20 protein-coding genes are annotated in these 24,001 nt (G+C 57.9%); 6 read left to right on the forward strand and 14 right to left on the reverse strand.

What is annotated here, in order from left to right; all coding sequences use genetic code 11:
* Window positions 1-13: 13 nt before the first annotated feature.
* From trxB to ACZ46D_RS03750, 4 genes are all read right to left on the reverse strand, one after another.
* Window positions 14-955 carry a thioredoxin-disulfide reductase gene (trxB, locus tag ACZ46D_RS03735; protein ID WP_464928690.1) on the reverse strand — a complete coding sequence of 314 codons (942 nt, stop codon included), beginning with the start codon at window positions 953-955 and terminating at the stop codon, window positions 14-16.
* Between the two features lie 10 nt (window positions 956-965).
* Window positions 966-3,212: a CHASE2 domain-containing protein gene (locus ACZ46D_RS03740; RefSeq protein ID WP_464928691.1), complete on the reverse strand. Its 2,247-nt coding sequence runs from the start codon at window positions 3,210-3,212 to the stop codon at window positions 966-968.
* A gap of 24 nt (window positions 3,213-3,236) precedes the next feature.
* Window positions 3,237-5,912, reverse strand: coding sequence for a FecR domain-containing protein (locus ACZ46D_RS03745; protein WP_464928692.1), 2,676 nt, complete (start codon window positions 5,910-5,912; stop codon window positions 3,237-3,239).
* Between the two features lie 86 nt (window positions 5,913-5,998).
* On the reverse strand, window positions 5,999-7,327 hold the full coding sequence (locus tag ACZ46D_RS03750; protein WP_464928693.1) for a surface lipoprotein assembly modifier: 1,329 nt from the start codon (window positions 7,325-7,327) through the stop codon (window positions 5,999-6,001).
* A 212-nt stretch (window positions 7,328-7,539) separates the two neighbouring features.
* Here ACZ46D_RS03750 and ACZ46D_RS03755 point away from each other — a divergent pair, with 212 nt between their 5' ends.
* Window positions 7,540-7,806 carry an HP0495 family protein gene (locus ACZ46D_RS03755; RefSeq protein WP_464928694.1) on the forward strand — a complete coding sequence of 89 codons (267 nt, stop codon included), beginning with the start codon at window positions 7,540-7,542 and terminating at the stop codon, window positions 7,804-7,806.
* A gap of 45 nt (window positions 7,807-7,851) precedes the next feature.
* On the opposite strand, the gene ACZ46D_RS03760 is transcribed toward ACZ46D_RS03755, so the two are convergent.
* Window positions 7,852-8,052, reverse strand: a complete 201-nt coding sequence (locus tag ACZ46D_RS03760; RefSeq protein ID WP_464928695.1) for a heavy-metal-associated domain-containing protein — start codon at window positions 8,050-8,052, stop codon at window positions 7,852-7,854.
* A 147-nt stretch (window positions 8,053-8,199) separates the two neighbouring features.
* On the opposite strand from ACZ46D_RS03760, the gene ACZ46D_RS03765 reads away from it, so the two are divergent.
* On the forward strand, window positions 8,200-10,767 hold the full coding sequence (locus ACZ46D_RS03765; RefSeq protein ID WP_464928696.1) for a heavy metal translocating P-type ATPase: 2,568 nt from the start codon (window positions 8,200-8,202) through the stop codon (window positions 10,765-10,767).
* A 127-nt stretch (window positions 10,768-10,894) separates the two neighbouring features.
* Entirely contained in the window at window positions 10,895-11,962 is a 1,068-nt protein-coding gene (locus ACZ46D_RS03770) for a LysM peptidoglycan-binding domain-containing protein (protein ID WP_464928697.1), read from the forward strand.
* Between the two features lie 64 nt (window positions 11,963-12,026).
* On the opposite strand, the gene coaBC is transcribed toward ACZ46D_RS03770, so the two are convergent.
* From coaBC to ACZ46D_RS03785, 3 genes are read right to left on the reverse strand one after another with little or no spacing between them, the layout of a single operon-like run.
* Entirely contained in the window at window positions 12,027-13,244 is a 1,218-nt protein-coding gene (gene coaBC, locus ACZ46D_RS03775; RefSeq protein ID WP_464928698.1) for a bifunctional phosphopantothenoylcysteine decarboxylase/phosphopantothenate--cysteine ligase CoaBC, read from the reverse strand.
* A 21-nt stretch (window positions 13,245-13,265) separates the two neighbouring features.
* Complete coding sequence (locus ACZ46D_RS03780; protein ID WP_464928699.1) at window positions 13,266-13,796, reverse strand: hypothetical protein; 531 nt, start codon at window positions 13,794-13,796, stop codon at window positions 13,266-13,268.
* A 38-nt stretch (window positions 13,797-13,834) separates the two neighbouring features.
* Window positions 13,835-14,344, reverse strand: coding sequence for a nitroreductase family protein (locus tag ACZ46D_RS03785; protein ID WP_464928700.1), 510 nt, complete (start codon window positions 14,342-14,344; stop codon window positions 13,835-13,837).
* A gap of 177 nt (window positions 14,345-14,521) precedes the next feature.
* Here ACZ46D_RS03785 and ACZ46D_RS03790 point away from each other — a divergent pair, with 177 nt between their 5' ends.
* Entirely contained in the window at window positions 14,522-15,352 is an 831-nt protein-coding gene (locus ACZ46D_RS03790; protein ID WP_464928701.1) for a TatD family hydrolase, read from the forward strand.
* A 1-nt stretch (window position 15,353) separates the two neighbouring features.
* The gene (locus ACZ46D_RS03795; protein ID WP_464928702.1) at window positions 15,354-16,061 is read left to right on the forward strand and encodes a YggS family pyridoxal phosphate-dependent enzyme; all 708 of its coding nucleotides are present in this window, start codon (window positions 15,354-15,356) and stop codon (window positions 16,059-16,061) included.
* A 111-nt stretch (window positions 16,062-16,172) separates the two neighbouring features.
* On the opposite strand, the gene ACZ46D_RS03800 is transcribed toward ACZ46D_RS03795, so the two are convergent.
* Window positions 16,173-16,571 (reverse strand): hypothetical protein, encoded by a 399-nt coding sequence (locus ACZ46D_RS03800; protein WP_464928703.1) that lies wholly within the window; start codon window positions 16,569-16,571, stop codon window positions 16,173-16,175.
* Between the two features lie 267 nt (window positions 16,572-16,838).
* Here ACZ46D_RS03800 and ACZ46D_RS03805 point away from each other — a divergent pair, with 267 nt between their 5' ends.
* Window positions 16,839-19,127 (forward strand): peptidase U32 family protein, encoded by a 2,289-nt coding sequence (locus tag ACZ46D_RS03805; protein WP_464928704.1) that lies wholly within the window; start codon window positions 16,839-16,841, stop codon window positions 19,125-19,127.
* Window positions 19,128-19,187: 60 nt separating this feature from the next.
* On the opposite strand, the gene ACZ46D_RS03810 is transcribed toward ACZ46D_RS03805, so the two are convergent.
* The 5 genes from ACZ46D_RS03810 to ACZ46D_RS03830 form a co-directional block, all read right to left on the reverse strand.
* A complete protein-coding gene (locus ACZ46D_RS03810; RefSeq protein ID WP_464928705.1) occupies window positions 19,188-19,403 on the reverse strand; it encodes an FmdB family zinc ribbon protein in 216 nt (71 codons plus the stop codon).
* 66 nt (window positions 19,404-19,469) lie between these two features.
* Window positions 19,470-19,805, reverse strand: a complete 336-nt coding sequence (locus tag ACZ46D_RS03815) for a hypothetical protein (protein ID WP_464928706.1) — start codon at window positions 19,803-19,805, stop codon at window positions 19,470-19,472.
* A 58-nt stretch (window positions 19,806-19,863) separates the two neighbouring features.
* Window positions 19,864-20,481, reverse strand: coding sequence for a phosphatase PAP2 family protein (locus ACZ46D_RS03820; protein WP_464928707.1), 618 nt, complete (start codon window positions 20,479-20,481; stop codon window positions 19,864-19,866).
* Window positions 20,482-20,521: 40 nt separating this feature from the next.
* Window positions 20,522-21,295, reverse strand: a complete 774-nt coding sequence (locus ACZ46D_RS03825) for a TSUP family transporter (RefSeq protein WP_464928708.1) — start codon at window positions 21,293-21,295, stop codon at window positions 20,522-20,524.
* A 246-nt stretch (window positions 21,296-21,541) separates the two neighbouring features.
* Window positions 21,542-23,998 carry an MtrB/PioB family decaheme-associated outer membrane protein gene (locus tag ACZ46D_RS03830; protein WP_464928709.1) on the reverse strand — a complete coding sequence of 819 codons (2,457 nt, stop codon included), beginning with the start codon at window positions 23,996-23,998 and terminating at the stop codon, window positions 21,542-21,544.
* Window positions 23,999-24,001: the final 3 nt, after the last annotated feature.

The following is a 24,001-nucleotide window of genomic DNA, read 5'->3' on the forward strand; positions in this document are numbered from 1 at the left end:
GATGCCTTGCGGTTCATCCTTCGCCTTTCTTGTTCTCCACATAATGGGCTGCGGCCAGAGCCGCAGTGCAACCATCCGCCGCCGCAGTGACGATTTGTTTGGCGTATTTTTCCTTGAGATCGCCAATGGCAAAGATGCCCGGCATGTTGGTTTCGCATTTCTCATCACCAATCACATAGCCGTTGGCGTTCATTCTGGTACCCGCCGGAACCAGGGAGTTGTTCGGTTCAAAACCGATAAAGACGAAGACCCCGTCGGTGGCAAGGGTGGAGGTCGCGCCATCCAGGGTATTCTTGGTGATCACTCCGTTCACCCCCTGGGCATCCGCCTGGATCTCCGCCAGTACCGTATTCCAGAGCACGGTGATCCGTTTTTCATTCAACACCCTTTTTTGCAGGATCATTCCGGCCCGGAAAGCGTCCCGACGATGGGCAATGTACACCTGTTTGGCGAGTTTGGCCAGATACAGGGATTCCTCCAGGGCGCTGTCGCCGCCGCCCACCACCACCACGGTCTTGTCGCGGAAAAAGAAGCCGTCGCACACGGCGCAGTAGGAAACCCCCCGGCCATAATATTTGTCTTCCCCCGGAATGCCCAATTTTTTGGGGCTGCCGCCGGTGGCAAGGATAATCGCGTGGGTCGCAAGGGTTTCGCCGTTATCAAGGGTGACGGTGTGATGGCCAAGCCCAGGCTCAACCCCAACGACCTCGCGGTTCATCACCTCAAGGCCATATGCGGCGGCATGTTGGGAAAATTTCAGGGCCAGCTCCGCGCCGCTGATTTTTTCGGTGCCGGGCCAGTTCTCCACCTCATCGGTGTTGTTCAGCTGGCCGCCGGGGATGCCTTTTTCGATGAGCAGTGTTTTCAGGGCGGCCCGTTGGGCATAGATGCCTGCGGTATAGCCGCCGGGTCCGCCGCCGATGATGATAAGGTCCTGGAGTGTGGAGTCTGGCATGATCTGCCCTCTATTTGGTGGTAAAGGTGAATGCGCCGTCCCAATCTTCCGGGGGCGGGCTGATCGCGAAATGGGCGATCCGGTCGAGGTAGAGGTCGTAAATTCTTAAGCGTGTTGTCTGGTTGAGGGAGAGGATGATTGCGGCCGCCTCTTGAAACTCCCGCTTGGCGTAATGGCCCAGGGCCTCGGCAAAGGCCTCTGTTTCCTTTTTCAGCTCCGGCGGTGGTTCGCCCTCGCAGAGAGGCTCATATATCCGCACCGGCATTTCCTTGCCCTTGACCCGGACCAGATCAAGGGGCCGGCAGTAGAATCTCTCCCCCAGCGCGGCTCTGGTGTATTCCGAGATGGTGATGTTGGTGCCGTAGGTTTTGTTTGAGCCTTCCAGCCGGGAGGCAAGATTGACGGTGTCCCCCATCACCGTGTAATCAAAGCGCTGGTCGCTGCCGAAGTTGCCCACGCTCATGATGCCGGTATTGATGCCGATGCGGATATCCACCTCGGGCAACCCCCGTTCCCTCCAATCCGCCCGGAGTGTTTTGAGTTTTGCCATCATTGTAAACGCCGCCCGGACACAGTTGGCCGCGTGGTCATCATCCTCAAGGGGCGCGCCCCAGATGGCCATGACCGCGTCGCCGATGAACTTGTCCACCGTTCCCTTGCTTTCCAAAACGATCCGGCTCATGGCCGTGAGATACTCGTTCATGAATCGGCCCAGCTCTTCCGAGGTCATCTTTTCGGAGATGGTGGTGAAACCCTTGATGTCGCTGAAGAGCACGGTCAGGTTTTTCTGCTCCCCTTGCAGGGAGAGCCTTTCCGGGTGCTCCATGAGCTGGTGCACGATCTGGGGGGAGACGTAGTGGCCGAAAGCCGAGCTGATGAAGCGCTTTTGGCGGCCCTCAAAAAAGTAGTTGAACAGGGTAACCACCAGGAAAATGGCCAGGATGGTCAGCAATGGATAGGAGAGGCCGACAAGCTGGCTGTGGCTGAAAAAGAAGAAATAATTGCCGGCCAGGGTGGCCAAGACAAGCAGCAGACCGCCAAGGCCGCCGGCCAAAGGAGTGGCATAGGCGAGTAACGCGGTTAACCCCAGGCCGCCGATGAGAAGCAGGGCGTAGGTGATGCCGATTTCGCTGAAGATGTCATGGGTGAATGGGTCGTGGCTCAGGACGTTGTCGATGATGGTGGCGTGGACCTCAACCCCTGGATAGATGTTGGAAAATGGCGTGGCCCTGAGATCAAGAAGACCTGCGGCGGAGGTGCCGATGAGGACATATTTGCCCTGCACCCGATCCAACCCTTTGCCTGCCAGGATGTCCATCGCGGAAAGGTAGGGATAGATATGGCTTGGCCCCCGGAAATTGACGGTGAGCTGGCCTTTTTCATCGGTGGGGATAAAGGTTGAACCCACTTCCACCCCGAGAATGTCCTTGGGAAGGGTTTGCCCCTGCCGGGAGACCTGGATGGTTGTTTCCTGCGCGCCCATACCGATGCGCAGCATTTCCAGGGCCAGGGACGGATAGGGGATGCCGTCCATCATCATGAAGAGCGGGACCTTGCGCACCGTGCCCGCGGCATCGGGAAATACATTGAAAAAGCCTTCGCTCCGGCCTTGGGCCACGGCCACTACGTTGGTGATGGCCCGGTAGGCCCGGAGCAGGGAGATATCCTCGTAGCGCAGGTTGTCTGGAGCAAGGCGGGTGGTGCCCGAGGGAAAGGGAATATCCGCTTGATTTTTCAGTCCGTCATTCTGGGTCTGGAAGACATAGCCCAAGACCGAGGGTGTTGCGGCCAGAACCTTGCCCAGGGCAAGATCGTGATCCAGGCTTTCTTTGGCTTTCAGTTCCGCCATGGTTTCCGGCGGGAGTTGCACTGGCAGAAGCTGTTGCAACTCGTCGACAAAGTTTTTCGGTGAGGTGCGGTCCGCTTCGGCAAAAACGATATCCAGGCCGATCACCTTTGCCCCGCCAGCGTCAAGGTTGCGGACCATCTTGGCCACGGTGTTGCGCGGCCAGGGCCATTGGCCGATAGCCCGCAGGCTTTTCTCGTCGATATCGACAATGACGATGGGCTGGCTAGGCTTGACCGTCCCTCGCCAAAGAAACATGGTGTCGGTCAGCCGGTTGTCCAGGGTTTCCAAAATCTCCGGTTTTTGCTGGCCAAAGGAAGCAAAAAGCAGGACGGCTGCCAGGGTTACCAGGCAGCCGACCTTGAAGGGGGAAGGGGTGAAAAGCGCCATAAGGCGTGGGGGATTTGTCATCGCTTGGCGTTGTTCTCCATGTTTTTAGCGGTTCCCGCCGAAGACGCCAAGATAACGCTCGCCTGTGCCCATCTTGGCATGGAAGTTACCACCCACCGCCTCGGCGGTAGGGCCGTAAAAGGCGCCGTTGACCGCGCTGGAGATTGGGGCGGTGCCGGAGACACTGGAGATGTTGGTATTGAAGCCGGCACTGGTTAGGGTGCTGGTGGCGGCGGGGTTGATGGTCAAGGAGGCCTGGTCGAAGGTGATGGCGCCGGTGACCGTATTGGCAGCGGCTGGGGTTTGGAAGTTGATCACCAGATGGGTTGCGCCGTTGGTGAGCTGGGTGGCGTTTTGGCCGGTGTTGTCGAGCTGGACGCCAAAGGCCTTGCCATCATAGGTGCCTGTGAATGCCGTATTCAGTTTGCCGGTGATGTATGCGGGGTCTGTTTGTTGTCCGGCAACAAAGAAGGACTGGGACCCGAACAGATGGTCCGTCTTGGTAGTGTCGTATGGGTCAGTGTAAGCAATTTCCCAGTAGCCCCAGGTCATAAAATCGTTGGAGGCATTGGTGATTATTGGGGCATCAGGACCGGCGGTAACCAGATAGTTGCCGTGGTCTCTCAGGGTAAGGGTGGACATGTAAAGAAGGGGCGTGCCGGAGAGAATGGCAACCATGTCGTCATTGGCTATATAGGCGGACTTGGTGAGGTCGGTTGTATGGCCGACGGTAAGCCCGGTGAGCATATCGATGCCGCTGATGAGGTCTTGGGCAGAGATAGAGCCGCTGATGACCACGCCGGTGGTCGGAGTGGCGGTCATGGTGAAACTGCTGGCGGCACTATTCATGAAGATGCGGCTGACAGTGCCGGTGGCGGTATTGTCGGCAACGCCAACAACGAAGCCCTTATATTCGATGGGAGAGGTTGGATCGGGGGTGTTGTTACGGGTCGGGCTACGCAGTGCCGCGCCAGTGGCCTCCCAAGTGCCGGTTTGGGCGTTGTTAATGACCGAGTAGTCAGCACCCGAGGCGGTAAAGGCGAGGCCTTGGTTGAAGCTGCCATAGAGAGTGGCCGGGGCACTACCATAAGTGGAGGTTGGTACGCCACCGCCACCACCATTAAAATTGGAGTCGCCGCCGCCCAGAATGGTGACATTGGCGGTGCCATTTGCCGCCACGGTGCCAAAGAAGATGGCCCCATCGTCTATCTTCTGGAACATGTTGTCGGATGAGCGGCCGATGAGGCGTTTGTTGTTGTAGTTGACTGTGATTTTTGTTTCTTCCAGGTCCGCATCAATATTCAGCGAATTGGGGGAGGTGTAGGTCAGGTGCCCGAAGAATTTGTCGATGCCTGTGGCGGGAATGCTGCCGGACGGGACACCGGCGTAGATCAGCCCGCCGATGAGAAAGCTTGGGCCAGTAAAGGAGGCTGTACTGTAAAAGAATTGGCCGGTTGGTTCGACATAATTGGTGGCGGTCATGGTAAGCAGACCCGCGTCAGGGTGACTGTAGCTGAATGTGTCGGTAAATGACGTAAAGCCGCTATAGCTTGAGGCGGTTGGGGCGTACCCCGGATAGGTGTATGGTGCAAAGAAGGATGTGAGAAAGGGCGGTAGCGGAACTGGGCTGGAGTCGTATACAATATAATAAGAGCCATTGCTGGAGAAAGAGGCTGCAAGTGTTCCGGTCCCGGAAGGGGGGGTGGAAAGGGATGCGTTTACCGTGCCGCTATCCCAGGCAAGATAGGAGGAATAATAATGCTGTAACTCGGCGTCGTAGATGTTATTCCGCATAAATATGCGATAATTACCGGCAAGTGAAGTATTGGTGACAGTCGTGGTGTCAGCGGTTTCCTCGATTACTTTGTCGATGTCATCTTGTGTTTTTACCAACCCTATATCTTTTGGGATCACCGGGGGAACGGGCGGAGTGGTTGTTGTTCCCCCACCGCCCAAGGAAGCCGTGTCAGCAGGGGTAGGTGCGGCCATGGCGCCCTGATCGCCTTTGGGGGCAGGGGCTTTTTCTTGGCCCTTATCTTCGCCTTTTTCCTTTTTCTCCTCTTTTTTGTCTTCTTTTTCCCCAGCGCCGTTGCCGGACAGGGCTTTGTTCATCTCCCCCATTTCTTTGGCCGTGAATTTCATCGGCGGCAGCGGCGGCTTGGACATGGCCACCTTGGTGCCGTAGCCTGGCTTGCTGATTTCCACGGTGCCAAAGGCGTTGGTTACCTCGATGCCCTTACCGCCCTGGAAAACGACGGAGAGAAAATCGGGGGTGACGACACCGGCGTACATGGAGCCGCGGATACCGATGGTGGCGGTGGGGGTTTCGGTCTTGAAGTTTTGCGGCGCCGTCTTGGTCAGCGCCCCGCCCATGACCCGGAAGGTGCCCTCTTTAACCTGGGTTTTGAGGGCGCCATCGTTTTGTTCCGGCTGCCAGCGGTATTCGGCGATTTTCATGGTTGTTTCATTGCCGAGGTTAATCAGGGTGTTGTCCGTGAACATGATCTGCACCCGGCTGTGTTCCCTAGTCTTGATGGTGTCTTCTTCAAAGATTGGGGACTGGACAGGAAGGGTACGGCTTTTTCCCTTGGCGTCCAAGGCCTGCACGTCGCCGCGTGCCGCGACTACGGTGGCTACCTGTTTGGCGGCATAGGCCGGCGACCCAATCAGGATGAGGGAAAGGAGCCCGAGGATCAGGATGCTGGAGTTGAATCGTTTCATGCGCGGTCCTCCGGAAAAGGGGCGAGCAGGGCGGGTCTTGTTTGTGGCGGTCATGGTCTCAGTCTGCGCGGTCATTTTAAAAAAGTTTAAAAGGCAAAGGTTAGCTCCGCCGCGGTTACGTTCTTGTCATATTCGTAGAGGGCGATGTTGGATTCCGCTTTGGTGTTCGTGTAGCTGATTTGCCCCAAAAGGCTTTGCCGCTTGTCCTCTGCCTGCCAGAGACGTTTTGACAGGCCGCAGGAGAGATCGAGGACATCATCGCTACGGTTGTTGACATAGAGCGGGTCGGTTTTGTCATAATTGGTGTTCTGGAAACGGAAGCTGGCAAAGAAGCCGAAATCCAGGGGCAGTTGCCGGTCATACCGGGCCAACATGGTGAAACGGTCATAGCTGTTGAAGTCGTGGGCGGCGTTTTCAAGTTCCTTGCCAAGGGCGATGGTGATCCGGTTCGAGCCCAGGGTGAATACGGGGCCGGCGGTGATCATATAATTGTTCGCATCCTTGTCCCCGTCCTGGTAGTTGTTTTTTTGCTGCGCCGTGACGCCGATATTAAAGAGAATGGTCTGGTCCACCAGCCAGGTTAGGGTGGAGCTCAGACCGTAGGCGCTCTGGTAACGATCGTATGCGAGATCGACCTGATTGACCAGGCCCTGGACCTGCCAGAGGTAATTCTGCCCCTGCAAGACGGGACCGGTGGCAAGGCTCAGGAAGTTGATGTCGTGGATGTTTTGGTTGCCGTAGAAGGCGTTGTAGTTGACCGCCGTGGTTTTCCAGGTGTTGGGGCTGTCTTCGAATTTGTAGATGTGATTGGCCACCAGAGTGGTGTTGTAGATCTGATCGCTGATGGCTGTCTGATCGATGGTGATCGGAAGGGTAATGCCTCCCAGATTGACATTGACGCTGCTTTCTGTGGGAGCGACATTGACATTGTCGTCATGGCTGAAACCGAATGAGAAAAGGCCGTTTATAAAATGGCGCTGCTCCGAGGCAGCAATGGCGTCCAGGAACTGTTGAATGTTTTTCCATACCTGCTCCGGCGGGTTGGTGGCCTGCACCTCTTTGAAATACTGTTTGGCCAGCTCGCGGGAGCCGAGGCGGAGATGGGCGCGGGCCAGTTCGAGCTTGGCGCGTTCTAGATCAGGCTCGGCAATGAGAATTCGGTCAAAGGCCATGACCGCTTCTTCAAGGCGCCCAGATTCAAAGGCGGCCCGACCGAGATAGAAATTAATTTCCAGGTTGGCCGGATCTTGCACAAAAGCTTTGTGCAACTCGGTGTACGCCTCATCGAATCGACCCTGGTCAAAATACTGTTTGCCCTGGGCGAAAGAGGCGGACACCTTTTCCGCCGCTACAGCCTGGGTGAGGCAGAGGTGCAGGGCAAGCAAGATAAAAACGAAAAATTTTAATTGTGCCATGACGGGTACCTGGTGCGGCCTGTAACAAGGCCAAAAGGTTATTGGTTAGATAAATTATACAGAATAATGCCAAGTTAATATAATTTTTTTTAGAAGTTGGGGGCTTTTGTTCCGCAGGCTTGCGGTTGGCGAAGGGGGCAGGGTCTGGTATGATGGGTTTTAGGGGCGTGTGTTCCCGTGGTGCGCGAGAGAAAGAAATACGGAGGCTGGTCGTGTTGTTGAATGAATGCAAGCGGAAAGTCGAGCTGGAGTACCCTTGCCCCTGGGTGTACAAAATCATCGGCAGGGAGCAGGAGGAGCTGCGGGCGGCCATTGCCGAGGTCGTTCAGGCCCGGGAATGCCTGGTGTCCCTGTCCAATTCGAGCAGCGGCGGGAAATACCTCTGTCTGGACGTGGAGCTTGTCGTGCTCAGCGCCGAGGACCGCGAGGCCCAGTATCTTGCCTTCAAGGAGCATCCGGCGGTGGTCATGGTGCTGTAGTTTTTTTACCGCGCCGCAACCGGTTCGGGGCGGCGCGGTCTGTTTTTACTTCACCACCTCGAAACCGATGGCGGCAATGGCTTTTTTGATGTCGGCCATGGGTATCTCCTTGCTCTGGTTGAAGGTGGCTTCTCCTCTGTCCAGAGCGATGTTCACCTCGCTGATGCCGTCGATGGCGTTGAGTGCGGTGGTAACCGAGGCTACGCAGTGACCGCAGCGCATACCCTTGATCTGGATGGTTGGCATGGGAGACTCCTTGGATGTGTTTATGAGTGATGGTGGTAAAGGATTATAGTAGAAACTAAAGTATTGTCAGGCGCAAATGATTTTTTCACACGTCTGCGCAACTTATCTGTGAAAGGGAAAAGTAATCAATACCGGAGCAATGTACACATGACACCGTCAACCGAAAAGCAGCGGGTCGCCATCCGGGGCATGCACTGTGCCTCCTGTTCCTCCCGCATCGAAAAAGTGCTTGCCAGCACCGAGGGTATTCGGGCGGCCGCAGTGAACCTGGCCGCCGAGAGCCTGGAGGTGGAGTGGGAGCCTAGTCGGCTCAGCCTGGCGGATATTGCCGGGATCGTCAAGACCCTTGGTTTTGAGTTGGTGCTGCCGGAAAAGGAGACCAGGCTTACCCTGGCCATTGGCGGCATGACCTGCGCCTCCTGTGCCGCCCGGATCGAAAAGGTGGTGGGGGATATGCCTGGGGTGCGGACCATGCAGGTGAATCTGGCCACGGAGTCGGCGGCGGCGGTCTTTGATCCGGAGGTCGTCAGCCTGCGGCAGATCCGGGAGGCCATCGAGCGCCTTGGCTTCAAGGCCCAGGTGGCCTCGCTGGCCGGGGGCTCGGATTTTGAGCGCCAGCAGGAGGAGGCTGTCATCCGGCTTGCTGCCATGGCAAAACGCCTTTATCCCGCCTTTACCTTTGCTGTCTTGCTGCTGCTTCTTTCCATGGGCGAGATGGCCGGTCTGCCGTTGCCTTTGTTTTTGGCCCCCCATCACGCGCCGTTTACCTTTGCCTTGGTTCAGTTTTTTCTGGTCCTGCCGATCATGTGGTCGGGCCGGAATTTTTATCAGCTCGGTTTCCCGGCTCTCTTGCGCGGGGCGCCCAACATGGATTCGCTCATTGCCATCGGCACCGGCGCCGCCTTTGTTTACAGCACCTGGAATTTGATCGAGATCGGCCTGGGCATCGAGGTCATGGTCAGGGTCATGGATCTTTATTTTGAGTCGGCCGGGGTGCTTATTGCCCTGGTCTCTCTGGGCAAGTATCTGGAGGCCCGCTCCAAGGTGCGTACCTCGGACGCCATCCGTCAGCTCATGGCCCTGGCGCCGGAGGAGGCCACCCTGCTGTTGCCTGGGGTTGGATCTGGGGCTGAGCCTGAGCCTGGGCCTGGGCCTGGGATTGAAGAGCAGAAAAAGATTCCCGTGGCCGAGATTGAGGTCGGCGATATCCTGTTGGTCAAGCCGGGTGAGCGTATCCCGGTGGACGGCTCGGTGGTCAAAGGCCGCTCCAGTGTGGATGAGTCCATGCTTACCGGCGAATCCCTGCCGGTTTCCAAGGAGGTCGGCGATCCGGTGGTGGGCGCCACCCTGAACAAGAACGGCTTATTACAGGTGCGGGCCGAGAAGGTGGGGCAGGATACGGTGCTTGCCCGGATCATCACCATGGTTCGCGAGGCCCAGGGCTCCAAGGCTCCCATTGCCAATCTGGCGGACCGCATCAGTCTGTATTTCGTGCCCACCGTCATCGTCCTTGCCATTCTCGCCGGATTGTCCTGGTATTTCATCGGCCAGGCCGATTTTTCCTTTGCCCTGCGGATATTCATCGCCGTGCTGGTTATTGCCTGCCCCTGTGCTATGGGGCTGGCCACCCCGACCTCGATCATGGTCGGCACCGGGCGCGGCGCCCAGCTGGGAGTGCTGGTGAAAAGCGGCGAGGCTCTGGAGATGGCGCAGAAGATTGACGCCATTGTCTTTGACAAAACCGGCACCCTGACCCATGGCCGCCCGGAATTGACCGATATCCAGGCAGTGGCGCCGGGGATAGATGTCCCGCAGATTTTGTCTTTGGTGGCCAGTGCCGAGAGCGGTTCGGAACATCCTCTGGCCGAGGCCATTGTCAACGCGGCCAGGGAAAAAGGGTTGACCCTGGCAGAGCCTTCGCATTTCGAGGCGGTTCCCGGCCGGGGCATCCGGGCCATGGTGCGCGGCGAAAATGTGCTGCTTGGCAACCGGGAGTTCATGGTGGAGCAAGATGTTACCGGGCTGGGGTTGGTGGTTGAGCAAATTGCCCATGGCTTTGCCGGGGATGGCAAAACCGCGCTCTACTGCGCGGCGGACGGCAAGCTGATCGCCCTGTTGGCCATTGCCGACCGGCTTAAAGCCGAAGTGCCCGCGACCATCAGCGCCCTGGAACAGATGGGCATCAAGATATTCATGCTCACCGGCGATAATGAGATTACCGCCCGGGCCATCGCTGCCCAGGCTGGAATCAGCGAGGTCTTTGCCCAGGTGCTGCCGGACCAGAAGGTGGAAAAAGTGGCGGCCTTGCAGGCAGAGGGGTTCCGGGTCGCCATGGTGGGCGATGGCATCAACGATGCGCCCGCCCTGGCCAAGGCCGATGTCGGCATTGCCATGGGCACGGGCATCGACGTGGCCATCGAGTCCGGCGATATCGTGCTGATGAAGGGCCATCTCTCCGGCCTGCTCGCCGCGCTTTCCCTAAGCCGCGCCACCATGCGCAATATCAAGCAGAATCTCTTCTGGGCCTTCATCTACAACATCATCGGCATTCCGGTGGCCGCCGGGGTTCTGCATCTCTTTGGTGGGCCCACCTTAAACCCCATGATCGCTGGCGGAGCCATGGCCATGAGTTCTGTCTCCGTGGTCTCCAACGCCCTGCGCTTGCGCTTTTTTACCCCGCCGGGCCATAATAGGAGGCAATCGCCAGCGGTTTAAAATACGGGGAAGCCACAGCATCGTCTTGACAATTTTTAGAAACCTTGCGTAGATGGTAGTACTGGCCGTGGAGTTTGCGGCCGGTGTGTCCGTTTTTATCGTGTCCGGTTCAAGAGGAGTTATCCCAATGAAAAAAATTATTACAACTGCGGTGGTCATCGCCTCTGCCTGCGGAGTTTTTGGCGCCAGGGAAATTTGGGCGGAGAATACCACCAGTCATGCGGTGCAAAAGGGGGACACCCTCTGGGATTTGAGTGGGGTTTATCTCCATGATCCATTGCTCTGGCCGAAAATCTGGGAGGTCAACCCGGAGATCGCCAACCCCCACCGGATCACCCCGGGTCAAATCATCAATATCCCAGACACGGGAAGGGCTCCGGCCAGAGAAGTCAGAGAAGTGGCTGTAGTCAGAGAAATTGTCCCGGTGGAATCCGGGACTTCCCCCCTTGCCCGAGCAGGTTTGGCCTCCTCTTCCGAACCGTTGCCCCTCATCGTGGGGAAAAAAGATCTGCCCCCTGCCGGTGCACAGGCCAGGGCCGGACAGGTGGATGATCCGGCCCGGTATTATGACCGTGGAATCGGCATGGTCAGCAACGAAATCCCCAACGGGGGGCGGGTGCTGCGGACCGAACAGGGCTGGCAGACTGCGGCTCTCGGTGAGACCATTTTCATCTCTGCCCCTGGTGCGCAGGTCGGTCAGCAGTTCGGGGTTTACCGGGATTTTGGCAAGGTCGAGTCTCTGGGTTATTTTGAAAGAAGTCCCGGCCATCTGCTGGCGGACATTGCCATTGTCGAGGTTGTCGCCGCGGATGCGACCAGGCAGCAAGCTGTTATCCGGCGTGCTTATGCCGAAGTGAGAACCGATGACCTTCTGGGCCAAGTTCCGCAGCGGCCTAAGGTTTCCGCCCATTCGGCCCAGGCCGGGGCTGTCATGGCCACAGGCGCGGTGGTGGCGTTTCATTTCATGCGCCAGCTTGCCGGACCCGATGATATTGTCTATCTGAATATCGGCGCGGAGCAGGGGCTTGCGCCCGGAGATCTGTTGTCGGTGGCAGGGGCGGATCAAGCAGAGGGGAGAACTTTCGGGGAAATTATGATTTTGCGGGTTTCGCCAACCACGGCGGCTGCGGTGGTGACGAAACGGAGCGCCCATGAGGTGCGCCGGGGAGATGTGGTCGGGCCGCCGGTTTTGTAGAATCAGTCACTGGTTTTGTGTTTTGCCCTGGGCTGTTGGTCGAGGAGTTGTCTTGCCAGCTAAATCAGCACTTGTCCACCAGCAGCCTGCCCACCGCATCCCAGATCCGGTGGGCTGTTTCTTCCTTGCTCAGTAGCGGCAAATTTTCCTGTGCGCCATTGCGGTCAAGAATGGTGACCCTGTTGGTGTCTGCACCAAAACCGGTTTCCGCTCCGCCAATATCATTGACCACGATCAGATCAAGATTTTTTTCCTTAAGTTTTCTGGCCCCTTCCTGAAGATGATCCCGACTCTCCGCGGCAAAGCCGATGAGCAGAGGGGATTTCGGTGTTTTTTGCCTGCGTTCCCCCAGCTCCTTGAGGATGTCCGGGTTGGCGACCAGCTCCAGGGAGAGTGCGGCCTGCCCTTTTTTTACCTTGTGGGGATTTTTCTCGGCGGGTCGGTAGTCGGAAACAGCGGCAGCCTTGACGACAATGGTGGCCGCCTCGAGACAGCTCATGACTTCTGCCTGCATTTCAGCGGCGGAGGTGACTTGGATGCGCCGGACTCCAGGCGGAGCGGGCAGGGCGGTCGGCCCGCTGATCAGGGTGACCATTGCTCCCCGCTGTCTGGCCGTGGCTGCCAAGGCATAGCCCATCTTGCCGGTGGAGGGATTGCTCAAGAAACGTACCGGGTCAAAGGATTCCCTGGTGGGGCCGGCGGTAATGAGCACGTGTTCGTCGGCAAGGTTTTTGGGGGCGAAGATGGTGAGGATGGCCTGCCTGGCGGTTGCCCAGTCTGTCAGGCGACCGGGGCCTTCTTCGCCGCAGGCCATTTCGCCGCAGTCGGGTTCGAGAACCCCATACCCGTAAGATCTGAGGGTGGCAAGGTTTGCCTGGGTGGCCGGATGCTGGAACATGACGCTGTTCATGGCCGGACAGACCAGGATCGGTTTTGTGGAGGCCAGGGCGACGGTGGCGAGCAGATTGTCGGCCAAGCCATGGGCCAGGCGGGCGATGGTCTGGGCCGAGGCCGGGGCAATGACCAGCAGATCATGCTCGCGGGCCAGGTTGATGTGCGGGATGGTCTCCGGCGCCTCGGTGCCGAACATGCCGCTGTGCACCGGATTGCCGGAAAGGGCTGCCATGGTCAGGGGGCTGATGAACCGGCAAGCGGCTTCGGTCATGACCACGGTAACCTGACAGCCTTCCCGGCGCAGGGCGCGAACCCAGTCTGCTACCTTGTAGGCGGCGATGCTTCCGGTGATCCCGAGAAGAATTTTTTTATCGGTCAGAAGAGGCATGGGATAGCGCTGCCTGAGTCCTTACATTCCTGAGCCAAAGGGGTTGGCCGACTTGGAGCTGCCGGTGGAGGTGTCTTCGGCGACATAGATGGCAATCTCTGTGCGCATGAGGATTTTATCCTCGGACAGGACAATGGTGCAGGTCTTGTTGGGTTTGATGAAGGCGAGCAACACGTTTTTGTACTTGGTCGAGCCAGCGAGCTTCCAGCCATTTCTGGGCATGTTGTTGCTGAAAAAATCGGCAGCGGAGGTAATGTCCACTCGGCCGGTGTATTGCAACACTCCGCCGACATAGGAGTCGGTCCGGACGATCATGCTTTTTTCCCGGTCCCAGCTGAACTCGCTGGGGATCAGGATGTCGGCAAATTCATTGGCCCGGTAGGGCCGTTCCGTGGAAGAAGCGGCAGAGGTGGCGAAGGGGTCCGAGGAAGCCCCTTGGTCAGTGCTGCCGCCCAAGCCCAATTCGGCGCAGCCGCTGAGGGCGACAAGGCTGAAGAGGGCAAAAACGGTTGTGAGGAACACGGGGCAAAACGGTTTACGTGGCATTGTCATGGAAAGCCTCCTGGGTAATGGTATGCAGTACAATACGGTTATAACTCTTTGACGATGAATTCCGCCAATGGTTTTCTCTGTGATTGTTGATCGCGGCGGCTCGGGTGGCCGATGGCGATGACCGCCATCAGTTCCAGATTCCCGGCCAGGTCGAGAATCCGGTCGACTTTCTCCCTGTTTTTCAGGATCTGTCCGAGCCAGACCGCCCCTAAGCCAAGGGACTCGGCGGCCAGCAGCATGTTCTGGATGCAGGCCCCGGCGGATTGCGCGTCTTTGAGATCATCATACATGGTCTCCCGGTCAAGATATACGGCGATCAGGGCAGGGGCACCGAGGACAATATGGCCATAAGTGGTCTGCTCGGCCAAACGGGCGCGGATGGCTGCATCCGTGACAATGACGAAGCGCCAGGGCTGATTGTTCAGGCCGGAAGGCGCCCAGACCCCGGCCTGGATAATATCATAGAGCGCGGAAAGATCCACCGGTTGATCGGTGAAGTTCCGGATACTGCGTCGCTGTTCGATGGCAATAAGAATCGGCGAAGGCATGGGGGATGAGGGCGGATCGCGCTGTAATGATTATCGATGATAAAATTGATCGGAACACCCCGAAATTTCAAGAAAATCATAGTCGGTTGGGCAAGGGTTTGTCAAACGGTTTCCTCGGGCTGGGCCATGTTGCGCAAGAAATAAAAACCTGTTAGAACGTGCGGCCAGGGAGGCTTCATGGAAAAAACAACTCAAAAAACAGAGATTGCCCTGCCGGTTCCCGGCCACGGGGCAGTGCTGATCGACACCCATTGCCACCTCGACATGTCGGCCTATGGGGCGGATTATGAGGCGGTGTTGGCTCGGGCCTTGGCTGCTGGGGTGAACCGGATCATCAGTGTGGGCATTGATCTGGAAAGCTCGCGCCGGGCCATTGGGCTGGCGGAACAGCACGAAGGCATCTATGCCACGGTGGGGGTCCATCCCCACAATGTCGCGGAGCTCAGCGAGGGTGATTATGCGGAGTTGCAGAGGCTCTGCCGCCACCCAAAGGTCGTGGCCTACGGCGAGATCGGTCTTGATTATGTGAAAAACTACGCGCCGGTTGCCCTGCAAAAGGAGCACTTCGCCAGACAGGTCGCCCTGGCCAGGGAACTGCAACTGCCCCTGGTGGTCCATGATCGTGAGGCCCATGACGATATCATGGAGCTGCTTGAAGGGGCTGGCCCGTTTCCCGCCGGGGGGGTGATGCACTGCTTCTCCGGAGACGCCGCCTTTGCCCGGCGGGTGCTTGCCCTGGGCTTTCATATCTCCATCCCCGGGGTGGTGACCTTTGCCAAGGCCGAGATGCTCCATGAGGCGGTGCGGGAGATTCCCCTCGGCTCGCTGGTTCTGGAGACAGACGGACCATTCCTTGCCCCGGTGCCGTATCGGGGGAAACGGAACGAGCCGCGCTTGCTGCTTTTTACCGCCCAGAAGGTGGCGGAACTGAAAGGAATCTCCCTGGAGGAAGTGGCCAGGCAAACCACCATGAACGCCGTGCACCTTTTCTCCCTTGAAGGACGATGAAATGATGGGAACGATTGCAGAGAATATCGAGACAATCCGGGCCCGGATTCGGGCTGCGGCGGAGCGGGGTGGCCGCGATCCGCATTCGGTGCGGCTGGTGGCGGTGAGCAAGCATCAACCGCTTGCGGCGATCCGGGAGGCCATGGCTGCCGGGCAGGTGGTTTTTGGCGAGAACTACCTGCAGGAGGCTGAAGACAAGGTTACGGCCCTTCTTGACCATGGTGTGGTCTGGCATTGTATCGGGCATCTGCAGTCCAACAAGGCCCGGATCGCGGCGGAGGTGTTTGACTGCATCGAAACCATCGATCGGCTCAAGCTTGCCAAGGCTCTTGAAAGCAGGCTCGCCGAGTTGGGCAAGACCATGCCCGTCCTGGTGCAGGTCAATGTGGCCGGGGAAGCGCAAAAGGCCGGGGTCGCCCCCAAGGAGGCAGGTCTGCTGTGCCGCGACCTGCAGCAGTTTCCGCACCTGATTTTGCAAGGGCTCATGACCATGCCGCCCTTTGTCGAGGATCCGGAGGAAAGCCGGGGTTGTTTCCGCCAGCTTCGTCTGTTGGGGGAAGAGCTTGCCGCCCAAGGGTTCCTCGGCCTCCATGGGCCGGTGCAGCTCTCCATGGGCATGTCCGGCGATTTCGAGGTGGCTGTCGAGGAGGGTGCCACCCTGGTGCGGGTGGGCACGGCGTTGTTTGGCGGGAGGGGCCAGGCGGTTTAGGAGTTTTTTGCTTCACTGGCCGCCTGGCCGGAGGTCGCTTTTTCAGGGTGGGTGTATCAGTCTTGTTGTGAGTTGAACCGAATCGGTTGCAAAGTCAGGCAGTGGTCTTGTTCAGCGGCTGCGTCCACCACCCGGGCCCATGCCTCCACCCGGGCCCATGCCTCCACCCGGACCCATGCCTCCACCCGGGCCTATGCCGCCTCCGGGGCCCATACCCCCGCCCCTTGCCGGTGGTTCATCGGGAAGGGTAATGCCGCGTTCCTTGGCGAGAGTCTTCATCCGTTCGTGGTGCTCCTTCCGGATTTGTTCGCGTTCCTCGACTGTTTTTGCGGCGCGCATTTTCACGCGATACGCCTCGCGCTCTTGCGGCGTCATCATTTGACTGCCGTATATCTGCTCTTGGGTTTGAATTTGTTGTTGGCTGGGTTCTTGCTCGGCCGCGATTGCGATGCCGAGAGAAAGCGCCAAGGTTCCGGTTACTACGGCCAGCACCACCATTTTTTTCAGCATATTGCCTCCTGTAAGTTTGGGTGACAGAGAATGCTAAAACCCATGCCCCCTCGAGGTGCATGGGGCAAAGCCGGGTTGTTGCCAAGCTCGCTCTATTTGCATGAAATATCGTTGGAAAATTTATCTGGCGAACTCTCTATTAATAATATGGAGAGTTCCGCCGCTGATGTCAATCAAGAAAAAAGATCATCCCAAAGAGGGCGGCAGAAGCCTTGCCACCTGATTTTGCCGGAGGCAGATCGGCTCCCGATCTGGTACAGTAAGGCCATGGAAAAACAACCTGCACGGAACATGGAACTGCTCGCCCCGGCTGGCACCATCGAGGCCTTTGAGGCGGCGGTGGAGAGCGGGGCCGACGCCATCTATATCGGCGCCCCGGCCTTTAATGCCAGGGCCCTGGCCCGCCATTTCTCCCTGGCCGAGGTGGCGGCGATGATCGACCATGCCCACAAGAACCGGGTCAAGGTCTATCTGGCCATGAACAGCCTGATGAAGGAGGAGGAGATCGGCAAGGCGGTGGAGGAGTTGGCCGCCCTGGAGGCGCTCAAGGCCGACGCCCTCATCATCCAGGATCTCGGCATCTCCTATCTGGCCCGCAAGTTCTTCCCCGGTCTGCGTCTGCATGCCAGCACCCTCATGGGCGCGCACAACTCCCTCAATGTTCGCCAGTTTTCCGAGATGGGTTTTAAACGGGTGGTTCTGGCCCGGGAGATGACCCTCGGTGAGATAGGCCAGATCCACAAGCAATGCCCGGTGGAGCTGGAGGTTTTTGTTCATGGCGCCCTCTGCTTCGCCTATTCCGGTCTGTGTCTGTTCAGCAGTTATCTTGGCGGGAAAAGCGGGCTGCGGGGCCGTTGCGTTCAGCCTTGCCGCAGGCGTTACACCTGGGGCAGCAAGGGCCGTGGCCCAGGAGCTCCGGCGGGGTATCTTTTCTCGATGAACGATCTGGCCGGGCTGGAGCTGATTCCCCAGCTGCGGCAGGCCGGGGTCAGCTCGCTCAAGATCGAAGGGAGGATGCGGAGCCCCCAGTATGTGGGATCGGTGGTCAAGGCCTACCGTTTGGCCCTTGATAACCCTGCGACCCCGGCGGTGCTGGCCGAGGCGAAAGAGCTGCTGGAACAGGCCATGGGCCGCAAGGCCTCGCTCGGCTATTTCAAAAAGGCCCAGCCCGCCGACATTATCGCCCCGCAGCATTCGGGCAATATCGGCCTGTTTTTGGGCAAGATCGAGAAGGTCACTGCCAATCGCGCCCAGATGACCCTGAAGGAACCGCTCAAGATTGGCGACCGGCTGCGCATCCACCAGGAAGGCTCGGGCGAGCGGCAGGGGTTTACCCTCAAGGGGCTGTGGCAGGGAAAGGTGGCCCTGGAAAAGGGTGCAGCGGGCAGCAAGGTGCAGCTGGACCTGCCGCCGGGTGCGCAATGGGGTGACAGCCTCTACAAGGTGGACTTGGGCGAGCGCCGTCAGCAGGGAGCCAAGAAGGGTATCCAGCCGGGTTTGTTCAGCAAGAAGGTGGCGAATCTGGTTGATCCCCGCAAGCTTTCGCAGATCGTCCATTTTTTGGGGAAGCCGGTCAACAGGCCGGTTGTTACCAAGGCCCGGGAAGAGCGGCCCGCCCGCGGGCAGGTCCAGGTTCAGGCTCGCGGCCAAGCCCAGCAGGGGCAGGCCCAGGGCCGCCGGGGCGTGCCCCAGGTGCAGCTGCCCCTGGAATGGTGGCTGAAAATCGACGATTTTGAATCGCTCAAAGTGCAGTTGCCTACCCCGCCGTCGCGACTGGTTATAACCCTGTCCCGGCAGACCTTTGCCCAATTCTCCAGGCAGCAGAAACGGTTGACCCCGTATCGCCGGCGGTTGGTCTGGGCGTTGCCGCCGGTGATTCTGGAGGCGGACCTCTCGTTTTACCGGGAGGCCGTCGCTCATCTGCGCGCTAGCGGATACAATACCTGGCAGCTCGCCCATATCGGCCAATGCTTGCTGTTTGAGGCGGATGCCCAGGCATCAGGTGAGGAGGGAGGGGAGAGCCATGCTCAAGGCCGAAAAAAAGGGAGGGTCGGACAGGCTCCGGTGGAGAGGCTGCTTCTTTTTGGCGACTATACCCTGAATGTTTTGAACAGCATGAGCGTGCAGGCCCTGGCCGGACTGGGGCTTCACAATGCCCAGCTGGCCATTGAAACGGACCGGCGAAACCTGTTCGATGTTCTTGGTCATAAAAACGCGTTGCCGGTGGGTATGACCATCTATGGTCTGCCGCCGCTCTTCACCGCTCGGCTGGCCTCCCCTTTTTTCAAATACGACCAGCCCCTGATCAGCCCCAAGGGCGAGGTGATCGTCCTCAAGCAGTGTTGGGGCCAGACCGTGGCCGTGGCCGATCAGCCTTTTTCCCTCTTGCCGCATAGCACCGAGCTTGCCGCCCGGGGCGTCGCCTTTGCAGTGGTTGATCTTTCCCACATGCACCCTCGGCCGGACGAGCTGGTCGCCGTCTTCCGCCAGTCTGGCCAGCCCGGACGCGGGGGGCGCAGGCTCAGCACCTTCAACTATACGGGCACCTTGTTGTGAATCGGTCTGAAGCAGTTTGTTGATCTGTGTGCGGCCAACCTGGCCGCATTCTGTTTACGCTCAGGAAAACCCCGATTTTGTGGAACAACCCGAGAGCGCCCCGGAGGGGATGGAGCTTGAACCGGAGGAAATCCGGAAGCTTGAGGCGGAGATGGTTTTTTTCACCACGCTGCTGCCGCATTTTGGGCAGGTCACCTCGGCTGAGGTTTCTGTTGAGGTGAGAATGGCTTCAAACAAGTTCTTACATTCCTGGCAACGGTATTCGTAGATGGGCATGGGGTTCTCCTTGCAACTTGCCGATTGTTTTACAATTCCATTTATGAACAGAATTTAAGACTCTTCTTAATCTTTGTCCAGGGGAAAATGTGCGGTTGTGCGCAAGGGCAGGGTGGAGAGCAGGGTGCAGAGGGCGACCAGGCCGAGGATTATTGCGAGACGCAGCCAGGGAAGCCCCTGGGCCTGGCGATCTGCGACCAGCCGGATTGCAGTGGCGAGCCATTCCACTGCGCCTGCCATGAGCAATCCCTGCATGAGCCAGGTTGCTTGCGGTTTGCGGATGCAGAGTAGGCCCAAGGAAAGCAGCGCTCCGCTGGCAAGGAGGAGATGCCCTGCCCGGTAGAAATGGGCGCTGAGAACCAGCATGCTGAAAATTACGGGTAACAGTCTCAACGGATTCATGGTTGTTTCAGCTCTTGGTGAGGCAGGTTAAGAGAAGTTGATACAAGGATGCCTGAATTCAGCAACGCCAAAGGCGTCTATCGGGGTGAAGCTTTAGAACTCGAGTGGCAGCCCATCCGCTGAGCGCCCCGCACAAGTAGCCCGCTATGACATCCGTGGGAAAGTGTGCGCCAATGTTGATTCGAGAGACACCAACCCAGACTGCAAAGAGGATGAGCAAGAATCTCGGCAGATTACGACAGCGTGGCCAGAAGACAACGGTAAGCAGCATGGCAAACGCCGCGTGCCCGCTAGGGAAACTGTAGATTGATTCCGGTTCGCCGAGGACATGAACGGTTGCAAAGGTAATTGCCACCGACGGCCGGGGCATATGCAGCCACAGCTTGAGAAGTGTCACCAAGATCGCTGCGAGCAGGTACCCAGCCAGCAATGTCAGCAGAAGCTGAATAATGGTTTTTCTTTCGGGAAGCCACCTGATGCGATCAGTGTCGGAGACCACTGCCCGGACTGCAAACATGAGAATCAACGCGCCGATGATCCAGGGCAAATTCCAAAAGTCGCCAAGTCTTGATCCCAGCAACATCAGTTGGTCGAGATAAACACTGTGAATACCATTGATCGCAAAAAACAGTGTCTGGTTTAAGCCGAACCAGTTGTAGAAGGGGGTAACCGGCATTGAGGTGCTTTCAGTGCAATAAATGGATTGTTGTTTAGTCTTAAATGATCCCGCTTCCGAGCAGGATGGCAATCAGGAAAAGCATGACCGCCACCAGAACCTGCAGGGTGCGGATGGTAACTTTTTTGACCAGACGGCTGCCCCAAAAAGCGCCGGTGAACGCGGCCAGGGTGGCGACCACGATGAGGGCCAGATTTCCCATGACCTCCTCCGATTTAAGGAGCCCAGCATATACGGTGAGGCGGGAAAAATCAACCAAGGCGGCGATGACCACGCCCGTGCCGATGAAGGCCTCCTTGTTCAGGCCGCTCTTGACGAGAAAGGTGCTGCGAAAGGCGCCCTGATTGCCGGAGAGTCCCCCGAAAAATCCACTCAGGAGGCCCCCGGCGGGCATGTACTTCCGGTTTATGGCGAGCTGTTTGGTGGCAGGGAACAACTCAAGCGCGGAAAACCCGGCCATGAGCAGGGCGATGACGAGCTTGACCGGGTGGACCATGAACTGTCGGCCATTGAGCAGATAGGTGTAAAGCGGTGCCAGATCGGCCAGCCACAGGAGCACCCTGGCTCCTGCGAAGCTCGCCAGAAAAGCGGGCAGACCGAAAAGTAGCACGGTCTGCCAGTCTGCCCGTCTGCTGAAGAGCCAGACCTTGAACAGATTGTTGGCGAAGTGGACCAGCGCGGTCTGGGCAATGGCTACTTCAATCGGAAAAAAAATGGCAAAAACCGGCATGAGCAAGGTGCCCAGGCCAAAGCCGGAGAAGAGGGTCAGGCCAGAGGCAAGCAAGGCCACGGTGCAGATAATCAGATAGCGCATAGTTTTTTCCTTATTCCAGAGAGCGTGCTTCTTTTGCCATACCCATTTTGAGGCCGATCGGCAAGGGGTGAAAACATTTTTTCCGCATGGGTCTAGTTGTCTCAATTTTGGGGGTGGTTGCGGACTAAAAGCCTGACAGTGACCAGCGAGGGCCGGTTGCAAAAAAACAAGGGGCGGAGAATTTCTCCGCCCCTTGTTTCATGCTCGGCCAGGATGGTGTTGGCCCAGACATTTTTTAGTGGTTTTTTAAAAACGATAGGTCAAGGTAACCGCACCAAAATGGGCCTCGTAGCTGGGGCCGAGATAGCTGCCCAAGTTGATCAGTCGGTTGCCCCACTGGGTGGAGGTGGCATCGGAGGTGTCGCGTAGCAGGTATTCGCTGCCCACCGATTCAACCCAGGGGGTATTTGCCTCCTGCATCCAGTCGCTGATCTTGTAACGGTCATAAATGTAATGCACCCCGCATACAAGATTTTTCACAAACTTGTATTCCATAGTGGCATTAAGGTTGTACTGCTTATGCGTGACCGTCTCAGGGTTGCGGAAGGCGAACGCCGTTGTGTCGCCGAAAGTGCTGCCATAGCCGCTGTACTCGATATCGACCTTACCTTGGGAATAGGTATAGTCCGAGGAAAAGCGGAGGGTGTCGGGGATGATTTCATAGCCACCTCCAACACCGATGGTGTTGGTCTTATCTTTGGTTGTCGCCATCCATTGACCGAGGGCGTTGCCCCAGTTGCCATTCGCTGTTGCCGAGGGGGTACCAAGGGTAGTTGGATTGAGCTTGTTGGCATCATTGAACTCCAGGCCCCGCTGGGTGGAGTCGATTTTCTCCCTGCTGCCGAAGGCGTTTAAGCTCAGCCGTTCGGTCACAGCGTACGAGGCATCCAGGGCATAGCGATTGGTCTTGCTCTTCAGCAGGCCGAGTTGGTCGCCAGGGGTTGCGAGAACATCATCCGCCGGTAAAACACCGTTTCCAGAGGCCAGCAAGGGTTGCACCGAGCTTACGCCGGAATCGTAGTCATCGTTCCGGTATCGATAGGAGGCCGTCAGGTCCAACCCCTCCGTGGGCATGACGGTGGCGGCGAGATCAAACTGATTACGTACTCGATCAGACACGTCGAGTTTCCGCAGATCCGGGTGGTTGCTGAACGATTCTACGGGCTCGACGCTAGCGTCCCAGTAACTTTGGGCTGTAACCGTGTTGTTGTAATCGCTGCCTTTGCGGTTGCCATACAGATACTTGCCCCGCAAGGTGAGCCAGTTGGTCGGCCTGGTTTTCACCGAGCCTTTGAAGATATTTTCGTCGGTGTTGGCCTCGCGGAAATCGCGGTCGATATTCTCCCGCTCGTAGCCAAGACCGAGGGTGGTTAGCCAGAAGGGCAGATTGTAAGAGGTCTCCAGGCCATAGTTCATCTGGTCGTAGGAGTAGGCAAGGTTGACCCGCTTGTTGAGTGTAGTGGTCGTGCCGGCAGCCGCGTTGGCGACGGTGATCGTGTCGTCGGTTACATACCACCAATTATTGCTAGCGGTTTTATTGTTCAGATTGTAGTAGCGGAGAAAGGCCCGCAGGTTCAGACGGTCGATGGGGTTGATGCTGTAATCGGCGTTGAACATGGTGGTATCGATCTCGGCATCGGCGTTGGTGCGCGGCAGGTTGGCGGTGGAGCCGAAGCCGGTGGCACTGCCAAAATCGGTGGTGCTATAAGGCAGCAGGGTCTCATTCTGTTCCATTTTTCCATAGGAGAGGGTGGTGGCCAGGCGGCTGGCCATGGGCAGATCGAAACCCAGGGAGAGCGAGGCGTTCTGGTAGCGGTTGTCCGGCGCCAGCGCCCGTTGTCCGAAGCTTGCAACATTATAAGCGGCATTCCAGGTATCGTAGCCGTTGCCGTTGACGTCCGCCACATAGGGGTTCTGCCAGCGCAGGGTGTCGATATTATTTTCAAACCCCGAGAGCAGGTAAGTGAACATGGCCTGATAGGTCGGTTGATTGTACTCGACCTCGAATTTCAGCTCCTGGGTTTTGTAGTCGATGGGCTCGGCCAACTGGGCATTGAGCGTGCGCGGTGGCCGGTCCCCGATGGGGCCGTAGGTGAGATTGGAACCATCCTTGCGCTCGTCGGACAGTGAGAGCCGGAACTTAAACTCCTGATTGGGGGTGAGGGAAACGGTCGCCCCGGTTTTGTTCCTTTGGGTGCCAAGATCGATCCCGTGCAGGGTGGTGGCCAACCAGGCGGCGGTGGCCGCATCGTTTGCCAAAAGCTGGGCTGCGGTTGGCGCCAGGATAGTGTTTGGAATGGCCGCCGTGCTTGGCAGGGTGAGGACTCCGTTCCCCTGGTCGATATAGGGGGTTCTGGCCTTGTTGCTCAGGGTGTTTGGGGTCTCATTGCGGTCGATGACCACACCCCAGTTGCCGTAGCTTCCGAAGCCGAAACGGATGGACTGATCGTCCCTGAGCAGATTGTCGCCCTGAAAATCAAGATACCGGCCGTTGTTGGGATCAACCACGCCGAACCAGAGATCATAGAGATTGAAGCCATCTCGGATATCGCGGTTCTTATTGAATTTGGAAGAATCGTCGCCCTTGCCCTGCGAGGCACCGACCGTCACTTCCCCGGAACTTTCTATTTTTCCTTCCTCCTGGGCCTGAGCAACCATGGGCGCCAGAAGGAGCAATGATGCTAATGCATAGGTTTTCTTCATGAT

Source organism: Thiovibrio sp. Mzg5, assembly GCF_055379285.1.